The sequence below is a fragment of the Polynucleobacter sp. AP-Nickl1-40-C4 genome, assembly GCF_035012665.1.
Taxonomy (GTDB): Bacteria; Pseudomonadota; Gammaproteobacteria; order Burkholderiales; family Burkholderiaceae; genus Polynucleobacter.
Genome location: NZ_JAYGQR010000005.1, coordinates 100,732 through 126,169 on the forward strand (window position 1 = coordinate 100,732; position 25,438 = coordinate 126,169).

24 protein-coding genes are annotated in these 25,438 nt (G+C 46.4%); 16 read left to right on the plus strand and 8 right to left on the minus strand.

Translation table 11 applies throughout. The features are described from left to right. Positions 1-90 precede the first annotated feature (90 nt). The 5 genes from rpsD (at position 91) to dsbD (ending at position 4,223) form a co-directional block, all read left to right on the plus strand. On the plus strand, positions 91-714 hold the full coding sequence (gene rpsD / locus VC182_RS07215; protein ID WP_323484938.1) for a 30S ribosomal protein S4: 624 nt from the start codon (positions 91-93) through the stop codon (positions 712-714). A 23-nt stretch (positions 715-737) separates the two neighbouring features. Then, on the plus strand, positions 738-1,718 hold the full coding sequence (locus VC182_RS07220; protein ID WP_215321281.1) for a DNA-directed RNA polymerase subunit alpha: 981 nt from the start codon (positions 738-740) through the stop codon (positions 1,716-1,718). Between the two features lie 16 nt (positions 1,719-1,734). Then, the gene (rplQ, locus tag VC182_RS07225; protein ID WP_072582073.1) at positions 1,735-2,127 is read left to right on the plus strand and encodes a 50S ribosomal protein L17; all 393 of its coding nucleotides are present in this window, start codon (positions 1,735-1,737) and stop codon (positions 2,125-2,127) included. A gap of 69 nt (positions 2,128-2,196) precedes the next feature. Then, positions 2,197-2,547, plus strand: coding sequence for a divalent-cation tolerance protein CutA (gene cutA / locus VC182_RS07230; protein ID WP_072582074.1), 351 nt, complete (start codon positions 2,197-2,199; stop codon positions 2,545-2,547). Next, on the plus strand, positions 2,544-4,223 hold the full coding sequence (dsbD, locus tag VC182_RS07235) for a protein-disulfide reductase DsbD (protein WP_323484939.1): 1,680 nt from the start codon (positions 2,544-2,546) through the stop codon (positions 4,221-4,223). Before cutA ends, dsbD begins: the two co-directional genes overlap by 4 nt. A gap of 17 nt (positions 4,224-4,240) precedes the next feature. Here the strand turns inward: dsbD and hemB are convergent, their stop codons facing one another. Both hemB and yihA read right to left on the minus strand, forming a co-directional pair. Further along, the gene (hemB, locus tag VC182_RS07240; RefSeq protein ID WP_323484940.1) at positions 4,241-5,275 is read right to left on the minus strand and encodes a porphobilinogen synthase; all 1,035 of its coding nucleotides are present in this window, start codon (positions 5,273-5,275) and stop codon (positions 4,241-4,243) included. Then, a complete protein-coding gene (gene yihA / locus VC182_RS07245) occupies positions 5,253-5,918 on the minus strand; it encodes a ribosome biogenesis GTP-binding protein YihA/YsxC (protein ID WP_072582077.1) in 666 nt (221 codons plus the stop codon). The genes hemB and yihA overlap by 23 nt, the downstream gene beginning before the upstream one ends. A gap of 114 nt (positions 5,919-6,032) precedes the next feature. On the opposite strand from yihA, the gene VC182_RS07250 reads away from it, so the two are divergent. After that, positions 6,033-6,758, plus strand: coding sequence for a c-type cytochrome (locus VC182_RS07250; RefSeq protein ID WP_083564188.1), 726 nt, complete (start codon positions 6,033-6,035; stop codon positions 6,756-6,758). Between the two features lie 74 nt (positions 6,759-6,832). Here the strand turns inward: VC182_RS07250 and lysA are convergent, their stop codons facing one another. Both lysA and lptM read right to left on the minus strand, forming a co-directional pair. After that, positions 6,833-8,131 carry a diaminopimelate decarboxylase gene (lysA, locus tag VC182_RS07255; protein WP_216120692.1) on the minus strand — a complete coding sequence of 433 codons (1,299 nt, stop codon included), beginning with the start codon at positions 8,129-8,131 and terminating at the stop codon, positions 6,833-6,835. Next, complete coding sequence (gene lptM / locus VC182_RS11575) at positions 8,131-8,322, minus strand: LPS translocon maturation chaperone LptM (RefSeq protein ID WP_072582079.1); 192 nt, start codon at positions 8,320-8,322, stop codon at positions 8,131-8,133. The genes lysA and lptM overlap by 1 nt, the downstream gene beginning before the upstream one ends. Positions 8,323-8,324: 2 nt before the next feature. On the opposite strand from lptM, the gene cyaY reads away from it, so the two are divergent. Continuing rightward, on the plus strand, positions 8,325-8,747 hold the full coding sequence (gene cyaY / locus VC182_RS07260; RefSeq protein WP_237767698.1) for an iron donor protein CyaY: 423 nt from the start codon (positions 8,325-8,327) through the stop codon (positions 8,745-8,747). Here cyaY and aroB read toward each other — a convergent pair. Genes aroB through VC182_RS07280 form a run of 4 tightly spaced genes read right to left on the minus strand, consistent with a single transcriptional unit; the run spans position 8,744 to position 12,226 of the window. Next, positions 8,744-9,826 (minus strand): 3-dehydroquinate synthase, encoded by a 1,083-nt coding sequence (gene aroB, locus VC182_RS07265; RefSeq protein WP_237767701.1) that lies wholly within the window; start codon positions 9,824-9,826, stop codon positions 8,744-8,746. The two genes, cyaY and aroB, sit on opposite strands and share 4 nt — an antisense overlap. A gap of 16 nt (positions 9,827-9,842) precedes the next feature. Next, positions 9,843-10,367 (minus strand): shikimate kinase, encoded by a 525-nt coding sequence (locus tag VC182_RS07270; RefSeq protein WP_216241231.1) that lies wholly within the window; start codon positions 10,365-10,367, stop codon positions 9,843-9,845. A 12-nt stretch (positions 10,368-10,379) separates the two neighbouring features. Continuing rightward, the gene (locus tag VC182_RS07275; RefSeq protein WP_255538556.1) at positions 10,380-11,501 is read right to left on the minus strand and encodes a secretin and TonB N-terminal domain-containing protein; all 1,122 of its coding nucleotides are present in this window, start codon (positions 11,499-11,501) and stop codon (positions 10,380-10,382) included. Continuing rightward, positions 11,498-12,226, minus strand: a complete 729-nt coding sequence (locus VC182_RS07280; RefSeq protein ID WP_323484941.1) for a hypothetical protein — start codon at positions 12,224-12,226, stop codon at positions 11,498-11,500. Before VC182_RS07280 ends, VC182_RS07275 begins: the two co-directional genes overlap by 4 nt. A 106-nt stretch (positions 12,227-12,332) precedes the next feature. On the opposite strand from VC182_RS07280, the gene VC182_RS07285 reads away from it, so the two are divergent. From VC182_RS07285 to VC182_RS07325, 9 genes are all read left to right on the plus strand, one after another. Then, a complete protein-coding gene (locus VC182_RS07285) occupies positions 12,333-14,669 on the plus strand; it encodes a penicillin-binding protein 1A (RefSeq protein WP_323484942.1) in 2,337 nt (778 codons plus the stop codon). Positions 14,670-14,681: 12 nt separating this feature from the next. Next, positions 14,682-15,386 carry a transposase gene (locus VC182_RS07290; RefSeq protein ID WP_323484943.1) on the plus strand — a complete coding sequence of 235 codons (705 nt, stop codon included), beginning with the start codon at positions 14,682-14,684 and terminating at the stop codon, positions 15,384-15,386. Positions 15,387-15,580: 194 nt separating this feature from the next. Then, the gene (locus VC182_RS07295) at positions 15,581-20,326 is read left to right on the plus strand and encodes a glutamate synthase-related protein (protein ID WP_216120685.1); all 4,746 of its coding nucleotides are present in this window, start codon (positions 15,581-15,583) and stop codon (positions 20,324-20,326) included. A 47-nt stretch (positions 20,327-20,373) separates the two neighbouring features. Beyond that, the gene (locus VC182_RS07300) at positions 20,374-21,837 is read left to right on the plus strand and encodes a glutamate synthase subunit beta (RefSeq protein WP_323484944.1); all 1,464 of its coding nucleotides are present in this window, start codon (positions 20,374-20,376) and stop codon (positions 21,835-21,837) included. A gap of 10 nt (positions 21,838-21,847) precedes the next feature. Then, a complete protein-coding gene (locus VC182_RS07305) occupies positions 21,848-22,702 on the plus strand; it encodes an ABC transporter ATP-binding protein (protein WP_323484945.1) in 855 nt (284 codons plus the stop codon). Next, on the plus strand, positions 22,699-23,487 hold the full coding sequence (gene mlaE, locus VC182_RS07310; RefSeq protein WP_072582088.1) for a lipid asymmetry maintenance ABC transporter permease subunit MlaE: 789 nt from the start codon (positions 22,699-22,701) through the stop codon (positions 23,485-23,487). Before VC182_RS07305 ends, mlaE begins: the two co-directional genes overlap by 4 nt. Before the next feature lie 21 nt (positions 23,488-23,508). Continuing rightward, the gene (gene mlaD / locus VC182_RS07315; protein WP_072582089.1) at positions 23,509-23,991 is read left to right on the plus strand and encodes an outer membrane lipid asymmetry maintenance protein MlaD; all 483 of its coding nucleotides are present in this window, start codon (positions 23,509-23,511) and stop codon (positions 23,989-23,991) included. After that, positions 23,988-24,740: a VacJ family lipoprotein gene (locus VC182_RS07320; RefSeq protein ID WP_072582090.1), complete on the plus strand. Its 753-nt coding sequence runs from the start codon at positions 23,988-23,990 to the stop codon at positions 24,738-24,740. Before mlaD ends, VC182_RS07320 begins: the two co-directional genes overlap by 4 nt. 53 nt (positions 24,741-24,793) lie before the next feature. Then, positions 24,794-25,435 carry an MlaC/ttg2D family ABC transporter substrate-binding protein gene (locus VC182_RS07325; protein ID WP_072582091.1) on the plus strand — a complete coding sequence of 214 codons (642 nt, stop codon included), beginning with the start codon at positions 24,794-24,796 and terminating at the stop codon, positions 25,433-25,435. Positions 25,436-25,438 lie beyond the last annotated feature (3 nt).

A 25,438-nucleotide genomic window follows, 5' to 3' on the forward strand; every position in this document is an offset into this window, starting at 1 on the left:
AGTAGTTTTTTATTAAAGCCCACTGTTCGCCTGTTTTAAAAGGCGAACTCACCGTCGGTCGTAAGACTGCGGCAAAGAAAGGAAAGCATCGTGGCACGTTACTTAGGGCCTAAGGCCAAATTAGCACGTCGGGAAGGTACCGATTTATTTTTAAAGAGCGCACGTCGCGCCCTGTCAGACAAGTGCAAGTTAGATACTAAGCCTGGTCAACATGGCCGTACATCTGGCTCAAGAACATCTGATTACGGCAATCAATTGCGTGAAAAGCAAAAGGTTAAGCGTATGTACGGAATTTTGGAGCGTCAGTTCCGTCGTTACTTCGCAGAAGCTGAGCGTCGTAAGGGCAACACTGGCGAAACATTGCTCCAGTTACTTGAGTCACGTTTAGACAACGTGGTGTATCGCATGGGTTTTGGCTCTACACGCGCTGAAGCACGTCAGTTGGTTTCTCACTGTGCAATTTTGCTTAATGGCAGCCCTGTCAATATTCCATCAATTCAGGTTAAGCCTGGTGATGTAGTTGCGATTCGTGAAAAAGCGAAGAAGCAAGCACGTATTACAGAATCACTCAATTTGGTTGGACAAATGGCAGCCGTTACTTGGGTTTCAGTTGACGCAGCTAAGCTCGAGGGAACATTTAAGCAAGTGCCTGACCGAGAAGATATTAGCGGTGAAATTAATGAAAGTTTGATCGTCGAATTGTATTCACGCTAATTAGGCACTCTCAAGGAAAAAATATGCAAACAAATTTGCTCAAGCCAAAGATTATTTCTGTTGAAGCGCTTACCGCCAACCAAGCTAAGGTTGTTATGGAGCCGTTCGAGCGTGGCTATGGCCACACACTCGGAAATGCATTACGTCGCGTACTCTTGTCCTCGATGGTTGGTTATGCGCCAACTGAAGTAGCTATTGCCGGTGTTGTTCATGAGTACTCCACATTGGATGGAGTTCAAGAGGACGTAGTAAACCTCTTGTTGAACCTCAAAGGTATCGTATTTAAATTGCAGTCACGTGATGAAGTTACTATCAATTTGCGTAAAGAAGGCCCAGGCGTTGTTACAGCAAAAGATATCGACTTGCCACATGATGTAGAAATCATGAACCCTGATCATGTGATCGCTCACTTGTCAGCTGGTGGTAAGTTGGACATGCAGATCAAGGTTGAAAAAGGCCGTGGTTATGTACCTGGTAACGTTCGTCAGTACAGCGACGAAGCTACTAAGATCATTGGTCGTATTGTGTTGGATGCCTCATTCAGCCCTGTAAGTCGTGTTAGCTATGCTGTTGAGTCTGCTCGTGTTGAGCAACGTACCGACCTCGATCGTTTAGTAATGACGATTGAAACTAACGGTGTGTTGTCTCCTGAAGAAGCAATTCGTCAAGCAGCTAGCATCTTGGTTGATCAATTGGTTGTATTCGCGGCTCTTGAGAGCAGCGAAGTTTCTGGTGATTTAGCACCAAGCCGCTCATCAATGGTTGATCCAATGTTGATGCGTCCGGTTGATGATCTCGAGCTCACAGTTCGCTCTGCAAACTGCTTGAAGGCTGAGAACATTTACTACATCGGTGACTTGATTCAACGTACTGAGAATGAATTGTTGAAGACGCCTAATCTGGGTCGCAAATCTTTGAATGAAATCAAAGATGTATTGGCTGCTCGTGGCTTAAGTCTTGGCATGAAACTCGAAAGCTGGCCTCCAGCGAACCTCGAGAAATAATTAGAAAGGAAGCATCATGCGTCACGGAAACGGCTTACGCAAACTAAACAGAACATCATCACATCGCCTAGCGATGCTGCGCAACATGTCCAATTCACTTTTGGAGCACGAAGTCATTAAAACGACTTTGCCAAAAGCAAAAGAATTGCGCATGGTTGTTGAGCCCTTGATTACCTTAGGTAAAAAAGACAACTTAGCAAACCGTCGCTTAGCATTCAATCGCACACGTGATCGCGATATCGTAGCTAAACTCTTCACAGAGCTCGGCCCACGTTACGCAACACGTCCAGGTGGCTACCTTCGTATTTTGAAGTTTGGCTTCCGTCATGGCGACAATGCACCAATGGCTTTGGTTGAGTTGGTAGATCGCCCAGAAGTTGAAGAAACAGCAGTAACTGAAGAGGCTTAAGTCTCGGTGTTACGGTAAAAAGCCAGGCTTCGGTCTGGCTTTTTTCATTTATCAGGTTATAAATACACAATGTCTGAAAACTCTCCAGCCAATTCCAGTAAGCTTTTGGTAGTGCTTACGAGTCTTCCCAATCTGGAGGCTGCCACAGCCTTGGCAAGAGCCTTGGTGGAGAGAAAATTCGCCGCTTGTGTGCAGCTTACAAACGGCATTCAATCGATTTATCGCTGGGAGGGTAAAGTTTGCGAGGAGCATGAAGTATTGCTTTCTGCAAAAACGACTGAATCAAAGTGGTCTGAAATTTCAGCCTTTATTCAAAGCGCGCATCCTTATGACTTACCAGAAATATTGGCCTTTTTTCCAGAGCAATATGAAAAGCAATACGGCAAGTGGGTACAGTCTGAGGTAAATTCGAAGTCATGAGAATGCATTCCTTTGTAGCAAAGATCTTTGCCCTATTTTTATTCCTGTCCGCGCAAGTTTTTGCTGCGCCGGATTTCTTGCCCCCAGAGAAAGCGTTCCGAGTGGAGGCTACTTGGTTGGAAAATTCCAATCAAGTGGAGCTGGAATTTTTGCCTACTAAAGGCTATTACATCTATCAAGAATCTTTAAAGTTTCAAGCGGGCGCGCAGGCCGAGAAGCTAATCAATATAAGGCCTTCATTGCCAACGGGTGTGGTGAAGTTTGATGAGACTTTTCAGAAAAAACTGCAAGTTTATAAAGAATCCTTCCTAGTACTTTTAGATATAAAGCCTGCCGATGGCAAGCCGATCCATGCAGCTGTAACACTGCAAGGTTGCGCGGAGGCAGGCATTTGCTATCCACCTATGACCCTGAAATTTTTACTCGCAGGTCCCGGGGTTAAAGTAGCCCCTATTCCAGATGCTTTAGATGGCATGCCTTTATCTAGCCCCCAGGCTAGTGGCGAATTCAGCTTGGCTGATTTATGGCGTGAGCGTGATGACGTCAATGCTATTGCTCGCTTTTTAGAAAGCACTTCAACTGCTTATTTATTGCTAGCTTTCTTTGTATTGGGGCTTGCGCTCGCTTTTACACCCTGCGTCCTTCCCATGTTGCCTATTTTGTCGAGCGTTATCTTTGGCACTCAAGACGGTAAGGCTGTAACCAAGGGGCGTGCCAGCATCTTAGCGCTGGCCTATGTTTTTGGTATGGCATTGGTATACGCCTTGGCAGGAGTGCTTATGGCAGCCCTTGGTGGGAGCGTACAGCGGGCTTTGCAGAGTCCCTTCGCATTAGCTGCTTTTGCCCTATTACTTTTAGCCCTTTCAGGCAGTTTATTTGGCTTATATGACCTTCGGTTGCCGCAATCATGGCATCACCATGTAGATCGGTTGGCAGGGCGTCAAAAGGGCGGCAATGTGTTTGGCGCTTTTGCTTTGGGGGGTATTTCTACTTTAGTGGCCAGCCCCTGTATTACTGCGCCCCTAGCGGGCGTTTTGGCCTTTATTGCGCAAACCGGCTCTATGAGCCTAGGCGCAGGACTCCTTTTTGTAATGGCCCTAGGAATGGGTTTGCCACTATTTTTTATTGCGATTGAGGCCCGTATTCTGATTCCATCCACGGGTATTTGGATGGTTTATTTGCAGCGTACCTTGGGAGTTCTTCTGGTCGCCACGGCAGTATGGATTGCCTCGCCATTGATCCAGAAAAATGATCTTGCGGGAACCACAAAAACAGTCAATGGCCAGAGTATTCATCAAGTAGGTGATTTATCTTTTGTGGTGATTCATTCGCCTGCGGAGTTGGATGCGCAATTAAGCAAAGCCAAAGAGGAGAAGAAAGCGGTCCTCCTAGATTTTTATGCGGACTGGTGTATTAGCTGTAAGGAGATGGAAGTAAGTACCTTTACAAATCCAGAGGTAAGTAAAGAGCTAAAACAGTTTGTCTTATTGCAAGCGGACGTTACTGCAAACAGCCCGGAGAACCAGGTATTACTGAAGCGCTTCGGTTTATTTGGTCCCCCAGGAATTCTGATCTTTAATCAAAATTCAGAAGAGCTAAAAGACCAACGTGTGATTGGCTACATGCCACCCCAGCGTTTTATTGAACGATTAAAACAAGCAGCAAGCACTAAATAAAAAATCAAATTTGTTTTTTATTTGCCTGCTGCGTTTCTTTTAAGTAGACGCGCTGCTTCGAGTGCAAAGTAAGTCAAAATACCATCAGCACCTGCGCGTTTAAATGCGAGCAGCGATTCCATCATCACAGCATCGTGATCTAGCCAGCCATTTTGTGCGGCAGCCTTGAGCATGGCATATTCACCGCTTACTTGATAGGCATAGGTGGGGTAGTCAAACTCTTCACGGACGCGACGCACGATATCCAAATAAGGCATACCGGGCTTCACCATGACCATATCTGCTCCTTCGCTGATATCAAGAGCAACCTCCCGCAAAGCCTCGTCGCTATTGGCGCAATCCATTTGATATGTTTTTTTATCGGCCTTACCTAGGTTTTTTGCAGAACCAACTGCATCTCTAAAGGGGCCATAAAAGGCAGAGGCATATTTAGCTGAGTAAGCCATGATTCGGGTGTGAATTAAATTCTTTTGCTCGAGCGCTTCACGAATTTTTCCGATGCGCCCATCCATCATGTCTGATGGTGCAACAATATCAACACCAGCTTCTGCTTGTGTGAGCGCTTGCTGAACTAAGATCGCGGTTGTTTCATCATTCAGAATACGACCTTGCTCATCGAGCACGCCATCTTGACCATGGCTTGTATATGGATCAAGTGCTACATCAGTCATGATGCCTAAATTGGGGAAACGTTTTTTGAGTTCGCGAACAGCCGTAGGAATAAGCCCTTTTGGATTAAAGGCCTCCTTGCCATCGGGCGTTTTTAACGCCGCATCAATGACAGGAAAAAGCGCAAGTACCGGAATGCCTAAATCTACACATTCTTGAGCGACCGACATGAGTAAGTCTAATGAAAGGCGGTTAACACCAGGCATAGAGGCAACTGCTTCGGATTTGCCTTGACCTTCAAGTAAAAAGACGGGGTAGATTAAATCATTGGCCGAAACATTGTTCTCTTGCATGAGGCGACGTGACCAATCATCACGACGCATACGGCGAGGACGGTGGTCTGGAAAATTAAGCAATGGGTTAGCTGGTGATTTCATCTTCATGAGTTTCTGCTTCAAATAGCCATTTAATAATTAAATTATCTGCCTCTTCTAGGCCAATCCGTTTGGTGCTTGAAAATAATTGTGCCGTAAGTTGCTTGGAGTCACCTGTTCCATCCGGTAGGGCTGGGTCATACTGCTGCAGTCGCTTAGTGACCGCCTCAAGAGCATGCTTACACTCGCTTTTATTCAATTTGTCGCACTTACTCAGCAAAACATGAATTGGTTTGCCGGTAGGTACAAACCATTGAATCATTTGCTCATCCAGGTCGGTTATTCCGCGTCTAGAGTCCACAATCAGGATCATGCCTACTAACTGCTCCCGCTCTTGTAGATAGTCACTTAGAAGGGCATTCCAGTGGTATTTGGTCTCGTGATTGACTGCTGCATAACCATAGCCTGGTAAGTCAACCAAATAAGCCAGCAGGTCATCTTTTGCAAAAACACCGAAATAGTTGATATGTTGGGTGCGTCCAGGCGTTTTACTGGCAAAAGCTAGCCTTTTTTGGTTGCAAAGGATGTTAAGGGCGCTAGATTTGCCCGCATTTGAGCGGCCGGCGAAGGCCACCTCTCGCAGCGGGGTGGCAGGCAGACAATGGGTGTCATTGACTGTAGTGGCGAATCGGGCTTGAAAGAGTTTAGACATGTCCAGAAGCTATTGTAAAATCACGCAAAATCATGAAATATCTCATGGTGTTGGGTAAAAGGTTGTAAATGCAGGGCCCAAACACTTTTAGGAATTTTTGCCAAGGTAAACATAATGCGTCAAACCTCTCAAATCTCCAAATTAACTAGCTTACGGGCTGGTTTTGCGGTTCTCTCCATTTTCGCTCTGATCGGCGTATCTGGTGCAGCTTTTGCTGCCGATGCTGCTCCTATGGCAGCCGCTCCAGAAGCTAAAGCAGAAGTTCCAGGTAAGCCTAAGGTTGATCCGGCCGCGGGTGAAGCACTGTATTCAAATGGTGATGCAACTCGTGGCGTAACCGCCTGTATCACTTGCCATGGCCCTAAAGGTCAAAGTGCGATTGGTACATGGCCAAAGCTTTCCGCACAGCATGCTGCATACCTCACAAAGCAGTTGAAAAACTTTAAAGAAGGCACTCGCGCAAATCCAATCATGATGGGTATGGCCGCCACTTTGACTCAAGAAGATATGCAAAATATCTCCGCTTTTTTATCTAAGCAGCCAATCTCCCAGGGTGTTGCTCAAGATAAAGAAACAATCGCATTAGGCCAAAGTATTTATCGTGGCGGTATTGCAGCAAAAGGCGTTCCAGCTTGTGCTGCCTGCCACAGCCCAACAGGCGCTGGTATTCCTGCTCAGTACCCGCTCCTAGGTGGTCAATGGGCTGAATACAGTAATGCCCAGTTGCTAGCGTTCCGTGAAGGCGTGCGCACCAACAGTAGTCAAATGACAACGATTGCTTCAAAGCTTTCGGATAAAGAAATGAAAGCGGTGGCCGATTACATCGCAGGTTTGCATTAATAAGCTAAAGCATTAAAACAAAAAACCCCGCTACTTCAGCGGGGTTTTTTATTGTCTAAAACTTTTGCGGATTATTAATTTGGCAAAACTGTTTCTGATGAAAACAAGTCAGTAGTTTTTTCACGGGCACGAATCACGTAAGCATTTTTTCCGTCAACCATAATCTCTGCAGGTTTAGGGCGTGTGTTGTAGTTGGACGCCATTACAAAACCATAAGCGCCAGCAGACAGAATAGCCAGAAGGTCACCCTCTTCTACTGCAAGATGGCGATCTCTTCCCAGCCAGTCGCCAGATTCGCAAACAGGACCAACGATGTCATAGGTCAATGCTTTTGCTACCTTCTTTTGTACGGGCACTATTCCATGATGTGCTTCATATAGGGCGGGGCGCATCAGTTCGGTCATAGCGGCATCAACAATGCAGAAGTTCTTTTCAGCGCCAGGCTTTAAATACTCCACGGTGGTTAGTAACACGCCAGCATTGCCCACCAATGATCTGCCTGGCTCAAGCACAACGTCTAGGTGACCAAAACCACGCTCAGCCACTCGATTCAACAGGGTGTTCGTAAAGTCAGTAATGTCTGGCGGAGTTTCATCGCTATAAGAAATGCCAAGACCACCACCGAGATCAAGATGGTGAATGACAATGCCTTCCTTCTTTAACTGCGCGACAAGATCTAAGACTTTATCCAGCGCGTCTAAATAGGGGGCGGTAGTAGTGATCTGTGAACCAATATGACAATCAATACCCACAACATCAATTTGAGAGAGTTGCGATGCTTCGCGATAGGTTTTTAAAACCTCGTGATAGGCGATACCAAATTTATTGCCCTTAAGTCCAGTAGAAATATAGGGATGGGTTTGTGCATCTACATCAGGATTAACACGCAAAGAAATTGGGGCGCGGCAATTGAGTTCAGTGGCTACGCGATTAATTTTGTGTAGTTCAGCAATCGATTCTACGTTGATGCATTTGACGCCAGCCTTGAGGGCAGTGGCGATCTCGGCGGCAGATTTACCTACGCCGGCAAATACCAAGCTCTTTGGATCTGCGCCAATTGCTAATGCACGAGCTAACTCACCGCCACTCACTAAGTCGAATCCGGCGCCCAGTTTTTTAAAGCAATCAATCACCGCTAAATTGCTATTGGCTTTCATGGCGTAGTGCACGCGAGCACGACGTTTACCACTGCCATCAACACAGGCCTTATCGTAGGCCTGGTAGGCTTCAGTCAATGCTTTTTTGCTATAGATATACAGCGGCGTACCAAATTCTTGTGCTAAATCTGCGAGCGGAATTTCTTCGGCGTACCAATTGCCATCGCGTTCAGTAAACCCAGATAACTTAGGAAGGGGAATTGCTTTGCTTGTCATTACTTGGCCGATGAAGAGTTGCTTGGGCTAGCAGAGGTTTGAGGTGGGTATAGCTTGCCTTTGGGTTCTGGCTCTGAAGGAGCAGGCGGAACTGGCGGCACATTTGGCATATATAGAGGTCCCCTTACCCCACACCCAAAAAGGGATATTAGAAGGCTAAAGCAGAGGGTTCTATTAAGAATCGCTATCATGAATGTCTCTAAAACGAATGATTGAATATAGCATGCAGGACTCCGGTATGAATCCAAATAATCCAGGCGTAGAAACCATTGATGACAAGCAGTTTTATCAGCTAGGAAGCAATTTATTGCAATCTATAGAGGTGGCATTGGAGGCTGCTGATGATGCGTTGGATCTTGACTTGGATATCGAGCGCCAGGGTGGGAATGTGATCAATATTCGTTTTAAGGATAAAAGTGTCATTGTGATCAATACCCAACCACCTTTGCATGAGATTTGGGTTGCTGCCAAATCTGGCGGTTATCACTATCGCTGGGCTGGCACGATGGCACAACCCTTGTGGCTGGATACCAAGACAGGGAAAGAGTTATTGAGCGACTTGACTGAGTTTGCGAGCGCTCAAGCTGGTCAAGCACTCAAAATTGGCTTGATTTAAGCTGCGCCAGTAGCACTTAGAGTTTCAATCACTTGCGCATCCGCTACGCTTTTAATCTGGGCTTTACCAATTTTTTCTAAAACGACGTAACGGATTTGCCCACCCTCAGTTTTTTTATCAACTTGCATGAGCTCCATATAGCGCCCCGCACCAAACTTTGGCGGTGTAATGGGTAAATTCATAGATTGGATGATTTTGGTGAGGCGCTGAACATCAGCGTCGCTAATGTAATTGAGTCGACGCGATAGATCTGCTCCCATCACCATGCCGCATCCAACAGCTTCACCATGTAACCATTCTCCGTAGCCCATACCCGCTTCAATTGCGTGACCAAAGGTATGACCAAAATTGAGAGTTGCACGGATACCGCCCTCTCTTTCATCGGCAGAAACCACTGCCGATTTAATTTCACAGGAACGTAAAACGGCATGCCCCATTGCTTCTGTGTCGCAGGCAAGCAGTGGGGCTGCATTGGATTCAATCCATTCTAAGAATTGGGCATCGGCAATAGCACCATGCTTTACAACTTCAGCAAGACCAGCAGACAGCTCTCTCGGAGGTAGAGTCTTTAAAGTATTTAGATCGGCAATCACAGCGGCCGGCTGATGAAAGGCGCCAATCATATTTTTACCTAGCGGATGATTGATACCAGTCTTGCCCCCAACGGAAGAGTCCACCTGAGCAAGCAAGGTAGTGGGAACTTGGATAAAGCGAATGCCGCGCATAAAGCTAGCGGCAGCAAATCCAGTCATATCGCCTATTACGCCACCACCCAAAGCAACCAACATGGTATGGCGATCAGCGCCAAATTTTAAAAGGTCATCAAAAATCAACTGCAGATTTTTCCAGTCTTTATATGACTCGCCATCAGGTAGAACAATTGTTCTAACAGGCTTCCCAAAAGTGCTGAGCGTTTCAGTCAGGCGCTCGGCATAGAGAGGAGCAACCGTAGTGTTACTTACGATGTAAATAGAAGTTGCTTTTTCGCAGGCCTTAAATAAGCTTGCTTGATCAATCAGATCTTTGCCAATATAAATTGGGTAACTGCGATTCCCAAGATCAACTTCAAGTGTTTTCATCATAGTGCCAATGTATTTAAGCGGAAAGTTCAAGCTGCATGATTAAGGTGTTGACTAGTTGATTAACGCTGGGCTTGCCAGTCTCAATCACATGGTCAGCGATTTGACGATACAAAGGATCGCGAACGGCATACAGGTTTTCTAAAATCTTTTTGGCATCCCCATTTTTTAATAAGGGGCGACCCTCGCCACCTTTGGTGCGATGCCAAAGTTCAATTGGGTTTGCGTGAAGATAAATCACGGTGCCACCTTCACTTAATGCCTGCCGATTTTCTGGTGAGAGAACAGCGCCACCGCCGGTTGCCAAAATAATATCTTGCTCGGCAGTAATTTCACGGATGGCTTGCGCCTCTCTTTTGCGAAATCCTTCCTCACCTTCCATTTCAAAGATGACCGGGATTTTTACGCCACAGCGCTCTTCAATGACATGGTCGGCATCTAGAAAGCGACGACCTAATTTTTTTGCCAAGACTTTACCGACGGTCGACTTCCCAGCGCCCATGAGGCCGATTAGAAAGATATTGTTTGTCGAGGAGTTCACCCTCCGATTTTATTAGGGTTTGTCGAGAACGGTCGGAGTTAAAAAGACAAGTAGCTCGGTTTTATCTTGTAATTTAGATTTATGGCGAAAAAAATGACCAATGAGGGGTATATCGCCTAAGAGTGGGATTTTGACTTCGTCTTCCCGTTCGGTAGTTTGGAAAATGCCGCCAATGATGGCTGTCCCGCCATTTTCAACGGTGACCTCTGAGCTCAGGCTTTTGGTGTCAATGGCATATCCCTGTTCTGTTTTCATGCCTACAGTGTCCTTATTAATGCCCACTAGCATTGATATCTTTCCGTCTGGATGGATTTTTGGCAAAACCTCTAGACGAAGGTTTGCCTTTCTAAATTGCAACTTGCTGCCATTTTGATTCGAGGTTTGATAGGGCAGTTCTGTGCCTTGCTCAATGGTTGCCTTTACTTGGTCGCCAGTCATGATGCGAGGGTTGGAAAGAATCTTTCCCTGACCTTCAGATTCAAGCGCAGATAGTTCTGCCTGCAGAATACGGCTCCCATTTCTCGAGACTAAGGTTGCGGCCATGGTTGCTGGATTAAAACCACTCAAACCAGCGCCACCCAGATCCATGCTGCCAATCAATTTTTGATCTGCTTTATCCCCAACACCATTAGCTTGATATCCCAGCTTGACCCCTAGCTCACGGGCAAAGCGTTCATCAGCCTCAACTATTCGAGCTTCTATGAGGATTTGCCTTGGACTATTAATGTGGTCTCCACCAAAAGGAAGGGCGGCATCTTCACGCCGGAACTTCTGAAAGGCTTGGATTTCTGCGTGAGGCCCAATCCAGTAGATTTCTCCGTTGCGCACCAGTCGTAAGCCGCGGCTCGCCAGAATGGAGTGAAGGGCTGTTTGCCAGGGTGTATTTCTAAGGTCTATAGAGATCTTCCCCTTAATGGATTCGCTTAATAAGAAATTGGTATTACCCAATTTCGCCATAGTTTCTAAAAGTTCAGTTAATTCAATATCGGTAAATTGCAGGCTAATAGGGGTCATGAAATGATTTTGTGAAGGCGTATTACTCATTGCTGTATTGCTGGATAAAAGCATCAATACAGCTAACCAACAGGTGAGCAGTTTGAAGTATTTCTGGGGGTTATTTAGGCTGAGCTTCATTCGCTTTTTGAAGCCCTCAGAACCACAGATTTGCCTTGGGGATGCATTAGGGTCACTAGTGATTTTTCGATAGAACTTAGGCGCCATTCCCCTAAAACCTGCGCCCCCTTCTCAAAGGCAAGTTGGCTTTTCCCTGTATGAAAATAGGCTTGCTGGGCATTGCCTATTTGGGATGTGCCAAGGTAGCGCCAGCGGTGTAGCTCCGACTCATGGGTTGGTGCTTGCGGCCTGTTCGGGGCTCTTGTTTCAGTCTTTCTTTCATTTAAAGAGTGAATACTTACTTCTATTTCATCAATTGCTAGATATAGCTCATCCTGATTTTGGTTAATTTGATCGCGCGTTAATAGTATCTCTTTTTTCAATTCCGAAAGCTGTTGTTGGGATGCCTCCAAAGCATCTTGGGATTGCTTATTCAGTGAGGTGTAGGTCACAAAAAATCCCATAATTGCTGCCAGCAAGACGCCAATCAAGGCGATTGGAAGTGCAATTCCTTGGAGTGAATTGCGGATCTGAATAGGATTTAAGGACTCCGTAAAGGGATTGCTTTTGCCTTCGCTTGGAGCTCTATGGGGTGCGCCTTGTTGGGGAGGGGGCTTGCGTATTCCATGGGGGTCGGGGATGGCTGGATCATCGCCGAGATCACTCAGAATTTCATCAAAAGATTGGCTGGAAATATGGCGCGCAGGCATTCCCATATTCTTCTGTTTTGGGTGCTGAAAATCCATCAGCCTAGATTGAACCCACCGTCAGAAATTAGATCTTGTCTATGGGCCGGACGGGGGTTTTTAGAGCTTTTAAGGAATTTGCCTAAGCGCCCTATAATTTGGACATATGGCCTTACCTCCAAAAGACAAGCCGCCGCTGAATCAGCGCTCCATTCGTCCATCCGATAGACGCCCTCGGAATTCACGAGTTGAGCCTGGCTTGCCAAGAAATTCATTAGGAAGTCCTCTAATAAAGGCTTTACTCATTGTTGCCGCTGTAGGCGCGATAGCCCTATCACTGCTCCTTGGTTATGCTTTTTTAATTGCCAAGCCGAATTTGCCAAAAATTTCCGCTTTAACTGATTACAACCCAAAAACACCTCTGCGGATTTACACCGCCGACAAGGTATTGATTGGTGAGTTTGGTGAAGAGCGTCGCAAAGTCATCCCGCTAAATCAAATTCCGATGGCAATGCGAAACGCCGTTATTGCTACAGAGGACGATCGTTTCTATTCCCATGGCGGGGTTGACTACGTTGGGGTTCTTAGAGCGGGGGTTGCCAATCTCCGCGGACATTTGGCTCAGGGCGCTTCAACCATCACAATGCAGGTGGCAAGAAATTTCTTCTTAAGTAACGAGAAGACATTTAGCCGCAAGATTTACGAAATTCTTTTGGCGTGGGAGATTGAATCTCAACTGACTAAAGACAAGATTTTAGAGATTTATATGAACCAAATTTTCTTGGGTCAAAGAGCTTTTGGTTTCTCAAGCGCAGCGCAAATTTACTTTGGCATTGAATTGAAGGACATCAGCATTGCTCAAGCCGCAATGCTGGCTGGACTGCCTAAGGCGCCTTCGGCTTATAACCCAGTGACTAACTACCGCCGCGCCAAGATTCGTCAAGAGTACATTCTTCAGCGCATGCGCGATCTGGGTTACATCACGCCAGAGGAATACCAAAAAGCGATGATTGAAGAATTGCATATTCGCGGCTTGGGCAATGAGTTCGCGGTTCGCGCTGACTTCCCCGCTGAAATGGTTCGTCAATTACTTTTCACGCAGTATGGCGAGGCAATCTATTCACAAGGGATCGAAGTCTATACGACCATCTTGAAGGCCGATCAAGATGCCGCTTACAAAGCAGTGCGACGTGGAATTTTTGAATACGATTTACGGCATGCTTATCGTGGCCCAGAGGGTTTTATCGATCTTCCTGAAGACTCTGTGAAACGCCAGCGCGCGATTGACGAGGCATTACTTGCTTACCCGCAGTTAGATGATTTGCAGTCTGGTGTCGTGCTCGATGTGAAGCCAAAAGAAATGCAAGTCATGATTTCGACTGGTGACACCATCACTATTAAAGGTGAAGGCATGAAGTTGGCGGCTGCCTCTATTACTGATAGTACTCAGCCCAAAAAACGCTTACGCCCAGGTGCTATAGTTCGTTTGTTATCGGATGGGGGAGTCTGGAAGTTGGCTCAACTCCCGCAAGTTGAAGCTGCTTTTGTCTCCATGAATGCAGAGACCGGTGCAATTTTGTCCTTAGTAGGCGGCTTTGATTTCCGTCGTAATCAGTTCAATCACGTGACGCAAGCATTGCGTCAGCCCGGTTCCTCATTTAAGCCTTTTATCTATGCTGCCGCCATTGAAAAAGGCTTTACCCCAAGCACAATGGTGAACGATGCACCTTTATCCATTGGCGGTATGGAGACTGGTAGTCAGGCTTGGGAGCCAAAAAACTACGATGGTAAATACGACGGCATGATGCGCTTGCGCAATGCCTTGGCAAAATCAAAGAACTTAGTCTCGGTTCGCATTATTCGCGCCATCGGCCCTTCTTATGCGCAAGAATATATTCAGCGTTTTGGCTTTGAGCCAGAAAAGCACCCCCCTTACTTAACAATGGCTTTGGGCGCGGGTTCTGTAACGCCGTTGCAGATGGCCTCTGCTTATAGTGTGTTTGCCAATGGCGGTTATCGTGTAGATCCATTCTTGATTGACAAGATGGTGGACTCTAAAGGCACCGTCATGTTCGAAGCAAAGCCTACGCATGCGGGTGAAGATGCGCCTCGTGTATTGGATGCGCGCACTGCATTTGTGATGGATAGCATGCTGCAAGAAGTCACCAAGACGGGTACTGCAGCCTCTGCGCGTGGTAAGTTGGGGCGAAGCGACATTGCAGGTAAAACAGGCACAACGAATGATTCGCACGATGCCTGGTTTGCTGGCTATAACCCTAAGGTAGTTGCGATTGCATGGATTGGCTTTGATAAGCCTGCGAGTTTGGGGGATCGAGAGACTGGTGGCGGACTTGCTTTGCCAATGTGGATTTCTTATATGGCGACTGCGTTAAAAGATAGCCCTCAGATCTCCCGCGAAGTGCCAAGCGGCGTAACGCAAGTTGATGGTGACTGGTTTATCCCGGACTTCTCTACTAACGGCGGTGTGCGCGAACTGCAATAGTTCGTTTTCAACATGGCACGGCAAGCTCGCACAGTAATACCAGGCCAAGCAATGCATGTGATGGTCCGCGGCAATAATCGTGAAACCATTTTCTTTGCTGATGAAGATCGTCGCACTTATTTAGAGTGGCTGCGTGAAGCTGCTAGGCAGTTTGGTTGTGCTGTGCATGCATTTGCTTTAATGCCTAACCATGTGCATTTGCTCATGACTCCCCAAAGCGAAGATTCGCTTGCTAAAACAATGCAGTCTCTTGGCCGTCGTTATGCCCAGTACTTCAATCAACAGCACCGCCGCTCTGGAACTATTTGGGAGGGGCGCTATCGCTCGTCTTTGATTGACCCGGATTATTTTTTACGCTGCCAGCGTTATATAGAGCTCAATCCGGTGAGATCTGGATATGAATCCACCCCCCAAAGCTCTACATGGACGAGTTTTGCAACCCACATTGGGGGCAATGCGGAGCCTTGGTTGGTAGATCATCAGCATTTTTGGAGGTTGGGTAATACCCCCTTTGAGAGACAGATGAGCTGGTCGAACTTTGTAAAAGAGGGCGCACCTCACTGGGAAGACCGCCAAATCACAGAATCTCTATTGCGATCCAAGGCTTGGGTCAGTGATATTTATGCCAAAAAGCTCTTTAAAGACGCTCCGGAGCTTGCATTAATTCGCCACCGTGGGCGCCCTAGAAAAATTAATTCTTTAAATTCAGTTACTTAGGTAATGAATAGTTTCCCTGTACGTCAAATAGGGTATTGAGTATTCCGACTCTGTCCCCATATATAGAATTCATATTGGTGCGACATCTAAATAAATGGGACAGACTCATTTTATTTCTATTGCATCGGTGTGGGTATTCACCTATATTGGATCCTCCAAAAGTAATTAGGCCTTTGTCGCCCCTCGGAAATACTATGACTACAAAATTAAATACAGATCTTCGCCCTATCGCTCAAGGTTTATATGACCCTAGTAATGAGCATGACGCTTGCGGCGTAGGATTCGTTGCACATATCAAAGGTAAGAAATCTCATGAGATCGTTTCTCAGGGTTTACAGATTCTTGAGAATCTAGATCACCGGGGAGCGGTAGGTGCCGATCCTCTAATGGGTGATGGTGCCGGTATCTTGATTCAGATTCCAGATACTTTGTATCGCGAAGAAATGGCAAAGCAAGGCGTGACCTTGCCACCCTTAGGTGAGTATGGCGTTGGCATGATTTTCTTGCCGAAAGAGCATGCTTCACGTTTAGCTTGCGAACAAGAATTAGAGCGCACTGTTCGTCTAGAAGGTCAGGTAGTCTTAGGTTGGAGAGATGTTCCGGTAGATGTGAAATTACCGATGTCACCAACAGTGCAAATGACCGAGCCATTTATCCGTCAAATTTTTATTGGCCGTGGGCGCGACATCATGACAACCGATGCGCTCGAGCGTAAGTTGTATGTGATTCGTAAAACAGCAAGTCATGCAATTCAAGATTTGCATTTGAAGCACGGTAAAGAATATTTCGTTGCATCAATGTCCGCTAGAACCATTGTTTACAAGGGTTTGCTGTTGGCGAATCAAGTCGGTGCTTATTACCAAGACTTGCAAGACAAGCGCACTGTATCCGCGCTTGCTTTAGTGCATCAACGTTTCTCTACTAATACTTTCCCTGCATGGGAATTAGCGCATCCGTATCGCATGATTGCGCACAATGGTGAGATCAACACTGTTAAAGGTAACGTCAATTGGGTCAATGCACGTGAGGGCGCGATTAGCTCCCCAGTGCTTGGCGATGATTTGCAAAAACTCTGGCCATTGATTTACCCAGGTCAGTCAGACACTGCGTGCTTTGATAACTGCTTGGAGTTGCTGGTGATGTCTGGCTACCCATTAGCTCAAGCCATGATGATGATGATTCCTGAGGCATGGGAACAGCATGCATTGATGGATGACAATCGTCGTGCCTTCTACGAATATCACGCGGCAATGATGGAGCCATGGGATGGACCTGCGGCGATGGCATTTACTGATGGTCGTCAAATTGGCGCAACCTTGGACCGCAATGGTTTGCGTCCAGCACGTTATTACGTAACCGACGATGACTTGGTCATCATGGGCTCTGAAGCAGGTGTGTTGCCGATTCCTGAAAGCAAGATCGTTCAAAAATGGCGTTTGCAGCCAGGCAAGATGTTTATGATCGACATGGAGCAAGGTCGCATCATTGATGACGTTGAACTGAAGAATGCCGTTTCTAAAGCCAAGCCATATAAGAGCTGGATCGATGCGGTTCGTGTGAAGTTAGATGAAGTCGATGCCAGCAAGGCAGACTTAATTGACGAGAAAACGACTATTCGTCCAGCAGCTAAATTATTAGACCGTCAACAGGCATTTGGTTATACGCAAGAAGACATTAAATTCTTGATGGCTCCAATGGCCATGAATGGTGAAGAAGCTATTGGTTCAATGGGTAATGACAGCCCATTGGCTGTTCTTTCCAATAAGGACAAGCCTCTCTATAACTACTTTAAGCAATTATTTGCACAGGTGACTAATCCTCCAATCGACTCTATTCGCGAGAATATGGTGATGTCTTTAGTTTCTTTTATTGGGCCCAAGCCTAATCTATTAGATACCAATAACATTAACCCGCCAATGCGTTTAGAAGTTAGTCAGCCAATTTTGGATTTTGATGACATCACCAAGATTCGCCACATTGGTCACTACACTAACGGCAAGTTCCGCTCTTACGAATTGGATATTTGCTATCCAGCGTCATGGGGCAAAGCTGGCATTGAAGCTCGCTTAGCTTCTTTGTGTGCTGAAGCTGCAGATGCCGTACGTTCTGGCTACAACATTTTGATCGTGAGCGATCGTCAGGTTGACGAGAAGCATGTCGCCATTCCGGCTTTGTTGGCAACTTCTGCTATCCATCAGCATTTGGTGCAAAAAGGTTTGCGTACCAGCGTTGGCTTAGTAGTTGAAACTGGCAGTGCACGTGAGACTCATCACTTTGCACTCTTGGCTGGTTATGGTGCAGAAGCCATTCATCCATACCTCGCTATGGAAACGTTGGCTGAAATGGCTAAAGGATTGTCTGGAGATTTATCTGCTGAAAAAGCAGTGAAGAACTTTGTAAAAGCTGTAGGCAAGGGTCTGCAAAAGGTCATGTCCAAAATGGGCATCTCCACTTACATGTCCTACACCGGTTCACAGATTTTTGAAGCGATTGGTTTAAATCACGACATCATTGATCAGTACTTCAAAGGCACCCCATCAAATGTGGGTGGTATCGGGGTATTTGAGGTGGCTGAAGAAGCTTTACGTATGCATACAGCTGCATTTGGTAACGATCCAGTTTTAACCAATATGCTTGATGCTGGTGGCGAATATGCTTTCCGTATTCGTGGCGAGAATCATATGTGGACCCCAGACACGATTGCTAAGTTGCAACACTCCACACGCATTGGTGCTGAGAAGGGCTATCAGACTTATAAAGAGTACGCCAACATCATCAATGATCAAACCAAGCGTCAAATGACTTTGCGTGGTTTGTTTGAATTCAAGCTCGATCCAGCAAAAGCGATTCCATTGGATGAAGTGGAATCTGCAAAAGAAATCGTTAAACGTTTTGCAACTGGCGCGATGTCTTTGGGCTCGATTTCTACAGAGGCCCATGCCACTTTAGCAATCGCCATGAACCGTATTGGCGGTAAGTCTAATACTGGTGAGGGTGGCGAAGATCCAAATCGTTATGTGAACGAGCTCAAGGGCATTCCAATTAAGAAGGGCGAGACTTTAGCTAGCATCTTGGGTAGCGATGTGGTTGAAGCCAATATTCCATTGTTGGATGGCGACTCATTGCGCTCCAAAATTAAGCAGGTTGCTTCTGGTCGTTTTGGTGTGACTACTGAGTATTTACGCTCTGCAGATCAGATTCAGATAAAAATGGCCCAAGGCGCTAAGCCTGGTGAAGGTGGTCAGTTGCCTGGTGGAAAAGTATCCGATTACATCGGTAAGTTACGTTTCTCTGTGCCGGGTGTTGGTTTGATTTCTCCTCCTCCGCACCATGACATTTATTCGATTGAGGATATTGCTCAATTGATTCATGACTTGAAGAACGTTAATCCAAAGGCTGACGTTTCTGTGAAGTTGGTATCTGAAGTGGGCGTTGGAACTATTGCTGCTGGTGTGGCAAAAGCTAAGGCTGACCACGTTGTGATTGCTGGTCATGATGGCGGTACTGGCGCATCTCCACTGTCTTCAATTAAGCACGCCGGCTCCCCATGGGAACTCGGCTTGGCTGAAACACAGCAAACATTGGTTCTCAATGGCTTGCGCAGCCGTATTCGTGTTCAGGCTGACGGCCAAATGAAAACAGGTCGTGACGTAGTGATCGGCGCTTTGTTAGGCGCAGACGAGTTTGGTTTTGCAACAGCGCCATTGGTGGTTGAGGGTTGCATCATGATGCGTAAGTGTCATTTGAATACCTGCCCAGTTGGTGTTGCAACTCAAGATCCAGAACTGCGTAAGAAATTCTCAGGCAAACCTGAGCATGTGGTGAATTTCTTCTTCTTTATCGCTGAAGAAGCTCGCGAGATCATGGCGCAACTTGGCATTCGTAAGTTTGATGACTTAATTGGTCGCGTTGATTTGTTGGATACCCGTAAAGGTATTGAAAACTGGAAAGTGCATGGCTTGGATTTCAGCAAGATATTTGCTGAACCACAAGTAGCAAGCGAAGTCCCACGTTACCAAGTGTTAACTCAAGATCATGGCCTAGCTAGTGCGCTTGACAATATCTTGATCGAGAAGAGTGAGCCTGCATTAGAGCGTGGCGAGAAGGTTTCCTTCATTGTTCCGGTGAAGAACGTGAACCGTACCGTTGGCGCAATGCTTTCGGGAGAGGTTGCCCAGCGTTATGGTCATGCAGGTTTACCGGATGACACGATTCATATTCAATTGAATGGCACGGCTGGTCAAAGCTTTGCAGCCTTTTTAGCGCGTGGCATCACATTGGATTTAGTGGGTGATGGCAATGACTACGTTGGTAAAGGTTTATCAGGGGGGCGTGTGATTGTTCGTGCTCCTCATGAGTTCCGTGGAGATACCGCTAAGAACATCATCGTTGGCAATACCGTTCTTTACGGCGCAATTGCAGGTGAAGCCTTCTTTAATGGTGTAGCTGGTGAGCGTTTCGCAGTCCGTAACTCTGGTGCTACAACAGTTGTTGAAGGCACTGGTGACCACGGTTGTGAGTACATGACTGGTGGAACGGTGGTTGTATTGGGCGCGACAGGCCGTAACTTTGCTGCAGGTATGAGTGGTGGCATTGCTTACGTTTACGACGAGGATGGATTGTTCGATAAGCGTTGCAATACCAGCATGGCAACGCTAGAAAAAGTGCTGCCTTCTGCTGAGCAAATTGCCAAGATGCCGAAGTCTGAATGGCATGCCCCTATCGATGTCAAAGATGGCGGTGAGCGTTTGACGGACGAGCAAATTTTGAAGGGCTTGATTGAACTTCATTTCCGTCACACTGGCTCTGAGCGAGCTAAGGCAATCTTGGCTGATTGGGAAAATACCCGCAGTCGCTTTGTGAAGGTTCTTCCAACTGAGTACAAGCGTGCTCTAGGTGAATTGTGGGAAAAGGCTCAGAACAAAACTGTTGCGGCATAAGCCACTTAATTAATAAAGACATTAAGAAAAGATACTAAGGATTCGATATGGGTAAGGTCACTGGATTTATGGAGTTTGAGCGCGTCGGCGAGACGTACGAAGCGCCGGTTAAACGCCTCCATCATTACAAAGAGTTTGTGGCGGCATTAACTGATGAAGAGGCGAAGATTCAAGGCGCACGTTGTATGGATTGCGGTATCCCGTTTTGTAATAACGGCTGCCCAGTTAATAACATCATTCCTGACTTCAATGACTTGGTATTTCAGAATGATTGGAAGAATGCATTAGATGTTTTGCAGTCAACCAATAACTTCCCAGAATTTACTGGTCGTATTTGCCCGGCTCCTTGTGAAGCTGCTTGTACTTTAGGGATCAATAGCACTGCAGTCGGTATCAAGTCTATTGAGCACGCCATTATTGATAAAGGTTGGGAAGGTGGTTGGGTTAAGCCGCAACCTTCTAAAACGAAGACTGGTAAAAAAATCGCAGTTGTTGGTGGTGGCCCAGCGGGTATGGCGGCTGCACAGCAATTGGCGCGCGTTGGTCACGACGTAACTGTATTTGAAAAGAATGATCGTGTTGGGGGCTTACTGCGTTACGGTATTCCTGATTTCAAGATGGAAAAGTGGTTGATTGATCGTCGTGTTGAGCAGATGCAAGCTGAAGGCGTTAAATTTGAGACCGGTGTTTTCGTTGGTAAAGAGGCGATTGGTGCCGAAGTAAAAAATTACTCCAATAAGACAGTTTCTCCTGAGCAGTTGATGAAAGACTTTGATGCGGTAGTAATCACCGGTGGTGCAGAGCAGCCACGTGATTTACCGGTTCCAGGTCGTGAGTTGGCTGGCGTGCACTATGCGTTGGAATTCTTGATTCCGCAAAACAAAGAAAATGCTGGCGATTTCAAAAATGAAATTCGTGCAACTGATAAGCATGTAGTTGTTATTGGCGGTGGTGACACAGGTTCAGATTGCGTTGGAACATCGAATCGTCACGGCGCAACCAAGATTACTCAGTTTGAATTGCTCCCACAACCTCCAGAAGTTGAGAACACCCCTTTAGTTTGGCCATATTGGCCAACAAAATTACGCACATCCTCTTCGCATGAAGAGGGTTGTGATCGTGACTGGTCTGTTGGAACCAAGCGTTTTGAGGGCAAAAACGGCAAAGTTGAGAAGCTGATTGGTGTTCGTCTGGAGTGGAAAGACGGCAAGATGGCAGAAGTAGCAAACTCAGAATTCGAAATTAAGGCAGATTTAGTACTCTTGGCTATGGGTTTTGTATCTCCAGTTCAGCAGGTATTGAATGCGTTTGGCGTTGAGAAAGATGCCCGCGGCAATGCAAAAGCAACTGTAGATGGTCAAAATGCCTACCAAACGAACGTTCCTAAGGTATTTGCTGCTGGCGATATGCGTCGTGGACAGTCTTTGGTGGTTTGGGCAATTCGTGAGGGTCGTCAATGCGCCCAAGCAGTAGACCAGTATTTAATGGGGTCATCTGTTTTGCCCCGATAATATCGGGGATATGAACAGTGACCAGCCAAATTCTTTGGATGTAAGCAAGCAAGCTGCAGGTGAAGTTGTCGTCTCTATTAAAGACGTCAACTTTTCCTATGCTCCAGGTGAACGTCAGATTTTGTCTGGACTCAATATGGAGTTTAGACGCGGCCAGGTAGTCGCTGTAATGGGTGGCTCCGGCTGTGGCAAGACCACCATCCTTCGTTTGATCGGCGGGCAATTTAATGCTCAATCAGGTCAAGTTCTATTTGAAGGTCAAGACATTGGCAAGATGAATGGTGCTGAGTTGATGGCTGCCCGTCGTCGCATGGGAATGCTTTTTCAGTTCGGAGCATTGTTCACCGACCTGAGTGTTTTTGAAAACGTAGCCTTTCCTCTTCGCGAACATACGGATCTCAGTGAAGAGCTATTGCACTCCTTAGTGCTCATGAAATTGAACGCAGTTGGTTTGCGCGGCGCAAGAGACTTAATGCCTTCACAAATTTCTGGTGGTATGGCAAGGCGTGTTGCCCTCGCTAGAGCAATTGCTTTAGATCCACCCCTTATCATGTATGACGAGCCATTTGCTGGTCTGGATCCTATCTCTCTTGGCATTACAGCGCGCTTAATTCGTGATCTGAATAATGCCTTGGGAGCCACGAGTTTATTGGTGACGCACGATGTTGAAGAGACTTTTGCCATTGCTGATTACGTATATTTCATTGCGAATGGTCGCATTGGCGCAGAAGGCACCCCCGATGAGTTGAGTCGCTCAACCGATCCTTTTGTCAGACAATTTTTGGACGCAGCTCCTGATGGCCCTGTGCCTTTCCACTATCCAGGCATAAGCTTGGAAGAGGATTTTGGAGTGAGTGCCTCATGACCACTTTTCTGAACCTGTTTGGTGATCTTGGCTTCTTTGTACGTCGCAACTTAAGTAGTCTGGGTTTGGCTGCTCGTATGTTTGCGGCAGTGATCGCACGCTCTGGATTATTACTCAAAAGACCTCGTTTAGTGATTGATCAAATTTTATTTGTTGGTAATCATTCTTTTGTGATCATTGCAGTCTCAGGGTTATTTGTTGGATTCGTTTTAGGTTTGCAGGGTTACTACACCTTAAATCGTTATGGTTCGGAGCAAGCGCTTGGGCTATTGGTTGCCCTCTCTTTAACTCGTGAGTTGGGTCCTGTCATTACCGCTTTATTGTTTGCCGGTAGGGCTGGCACTTCCTTAACTGCGGAGATTGGCCTCATGAAGGCTGGTGAACAATTAACTGCCATGGAAATGATGGCAGTCGATCCCTTGGGCCGCGTGATTGCGCCACGGCTTTGGGCCGGCATTATTTCTATGCCAATCTTGGCAACGATTTTTACGACGGTCGGCGTTCTGGGGGGCTACCTAGTTGGCGTGCCTTTGATTGGGGTCGACTCAGGCGCCTTCTGGTCGCAGATGCAAGGCGGAGTTGATCTGTTTTCGGATATTGGCAATGGCTTAATTAAAAGCATGGTGTTTGGTGTAGCTGTCACCTTTATTGCCCTATATCAGGGCTATGAATCTAAGCCCACACCTGAAGGTGTTTCGCAAGCCACTACTCGTACGGTGGTTATCTCTTCTTTATCGGTTTTAGCATTAGATTTCTTGCTAACCGCGATGATGTTCTCAAATTAGAAAGAATAAACTGGGGCTCTTATGAGAAAAAGTGCAATTGATGTCTGGGTGGGAATTTTTGTTGGCATTGGTTTGCTGGCTGCTCTATTTCTTGCACTGAAGGTTGGCAATATGAATGCAGTGTCATTTGCGCCAACATACAAAATTTCTGCACGCTTTGACAATATCGGCGGCCTCAAGCCTCGTGCACCAGTGAAAAGTGCCGGTGTGGTGGTTGGCAGAATTGCCAATATTTCCTTCGATGACAAAACTTATCAAGCAACGGTGGTGATGACTATTGAAGACTCCTATAAGTTTCCGAAGGACTCTTCCGCCAAGATTTTGACATCCGGTTTATTGGGCGAGCAATACATTGGTCTTGAGGCGGGCGGGTCAGATGATATGTTGACCAATGGCGAAAAGATTGCGCAGACACAATCAGCTATTGTTTTAGAAAATTTGATTAGCCAGTTCCTTTACAACAAAGCAGCAGATAGCGGCCAAGAAAAGGGCGCAGCAAAATGATGTTGCTCTTTATGCGCAAAGCCAAGATGGCAATCTTGCTTGGTTTGATGGCCTCTTTAATTGGCTGCGCATCCATTCCTGCTGGCGTAGAGCGCTCTCCCCAGGATCCTTGGGAGCCATTCAATCGCTCAGTTTTTGAATTTAATGAAGGCTTGGATGCTTATCTACTCAAGCCGGTAGTTGCAGGCTATCGCTTTGTGCTACCCGAATTCGTGCGTGATGGAGTTTATAACTTCTTTAGTAATTACAACGACATCTACACCGCCCTATTTAACTTGTTACAGGGTAAGCCAGACTATGCCTTTAATGACTTCATGCGAGTAGTGGTAAATACAACTATGGGATTAGGCGGACTCTTGGATTTGGCTACTCCTGGAGGTCTTGAGAAGCACAAAGAAGATTGGGGTCAAACCTTAGGTGTTTGGGGCGTGCCCTCAGGCCCTTATGTAGTTCTTCCGTTCTTTGGCCCAAGTAATGTGCGCGATACTTTTGGCACGGTAGCCGACTTAGAGTCAGACTATCTATTTAAGTATGTGAAGGATGTGGGCCTGCGAAATAGCATTACTGGCTTACGTGTAGTGAACGCACGTAATACCTATTACGAGGCCGGTGATTTGTTGGATGGCGCTGCAATTGATAAGTACAGCTTCTTACGAGATGCTTATATACAAAGACGTGCCTATCAGATTAACGAGGGCAAAGACGACGAGGAGCCTAGGATGCCTCCTTACGAGAACGGATATCAGTAAGTCTGAGTAGCACAATCAAATCGCATTGATGTATAGATAACGAAATAGAACCTATGAAAATTCAAAAAATACTTACTCAATATTTAGTGACAAGCTTGCTTTTAGTTTCTGGTGCGCTTTTTGCACAAGCTCCTGATCAAACAACTCCCCCGGATGTCTTAATTAAGATGGTCGTTACTGACGTAATGACAACGGTCAAGTCTGATCCCGACATTCAAAAGGGCAATATCCCCAAGATCGTAGATTTAGTTGAGAAGAAAATTGTTCCGTATACCGACATGCGTCGCACTACAGAAATGGCGATGGGTCCTAACTGGAAAAAGGCAACGCCTGAGCAACAGGCTCAACTGACTTCCGAGTTTAAGAATCTGCTGATTCGCACTTACTCAGGCGCTTTGAGCCAGCTACGTGACCAAACTGTGCAATTCAAGGCTTTGCGTGCCGCGCCTGACGATAAAGAGGTGGTTGTTAAAACTGTAGTGCTTGGTCGTGGTGATCCAGTGCCTTTAGATTACCGCCTTGAGAAAACTGCCGGTGGTTGGAAGGTCTATGACATGAATATTATGGGCGTTTGGTTGGTTGAGGCTTACCGCAATCAGTTTTCTAACCAAATCAGTCAAAACGGCATTGAAGGCTTGGTGAAGTTTTTGCAAGATCGCAATAAGCAATTAGCCACAGCTAAACCAGCCAATTAATTG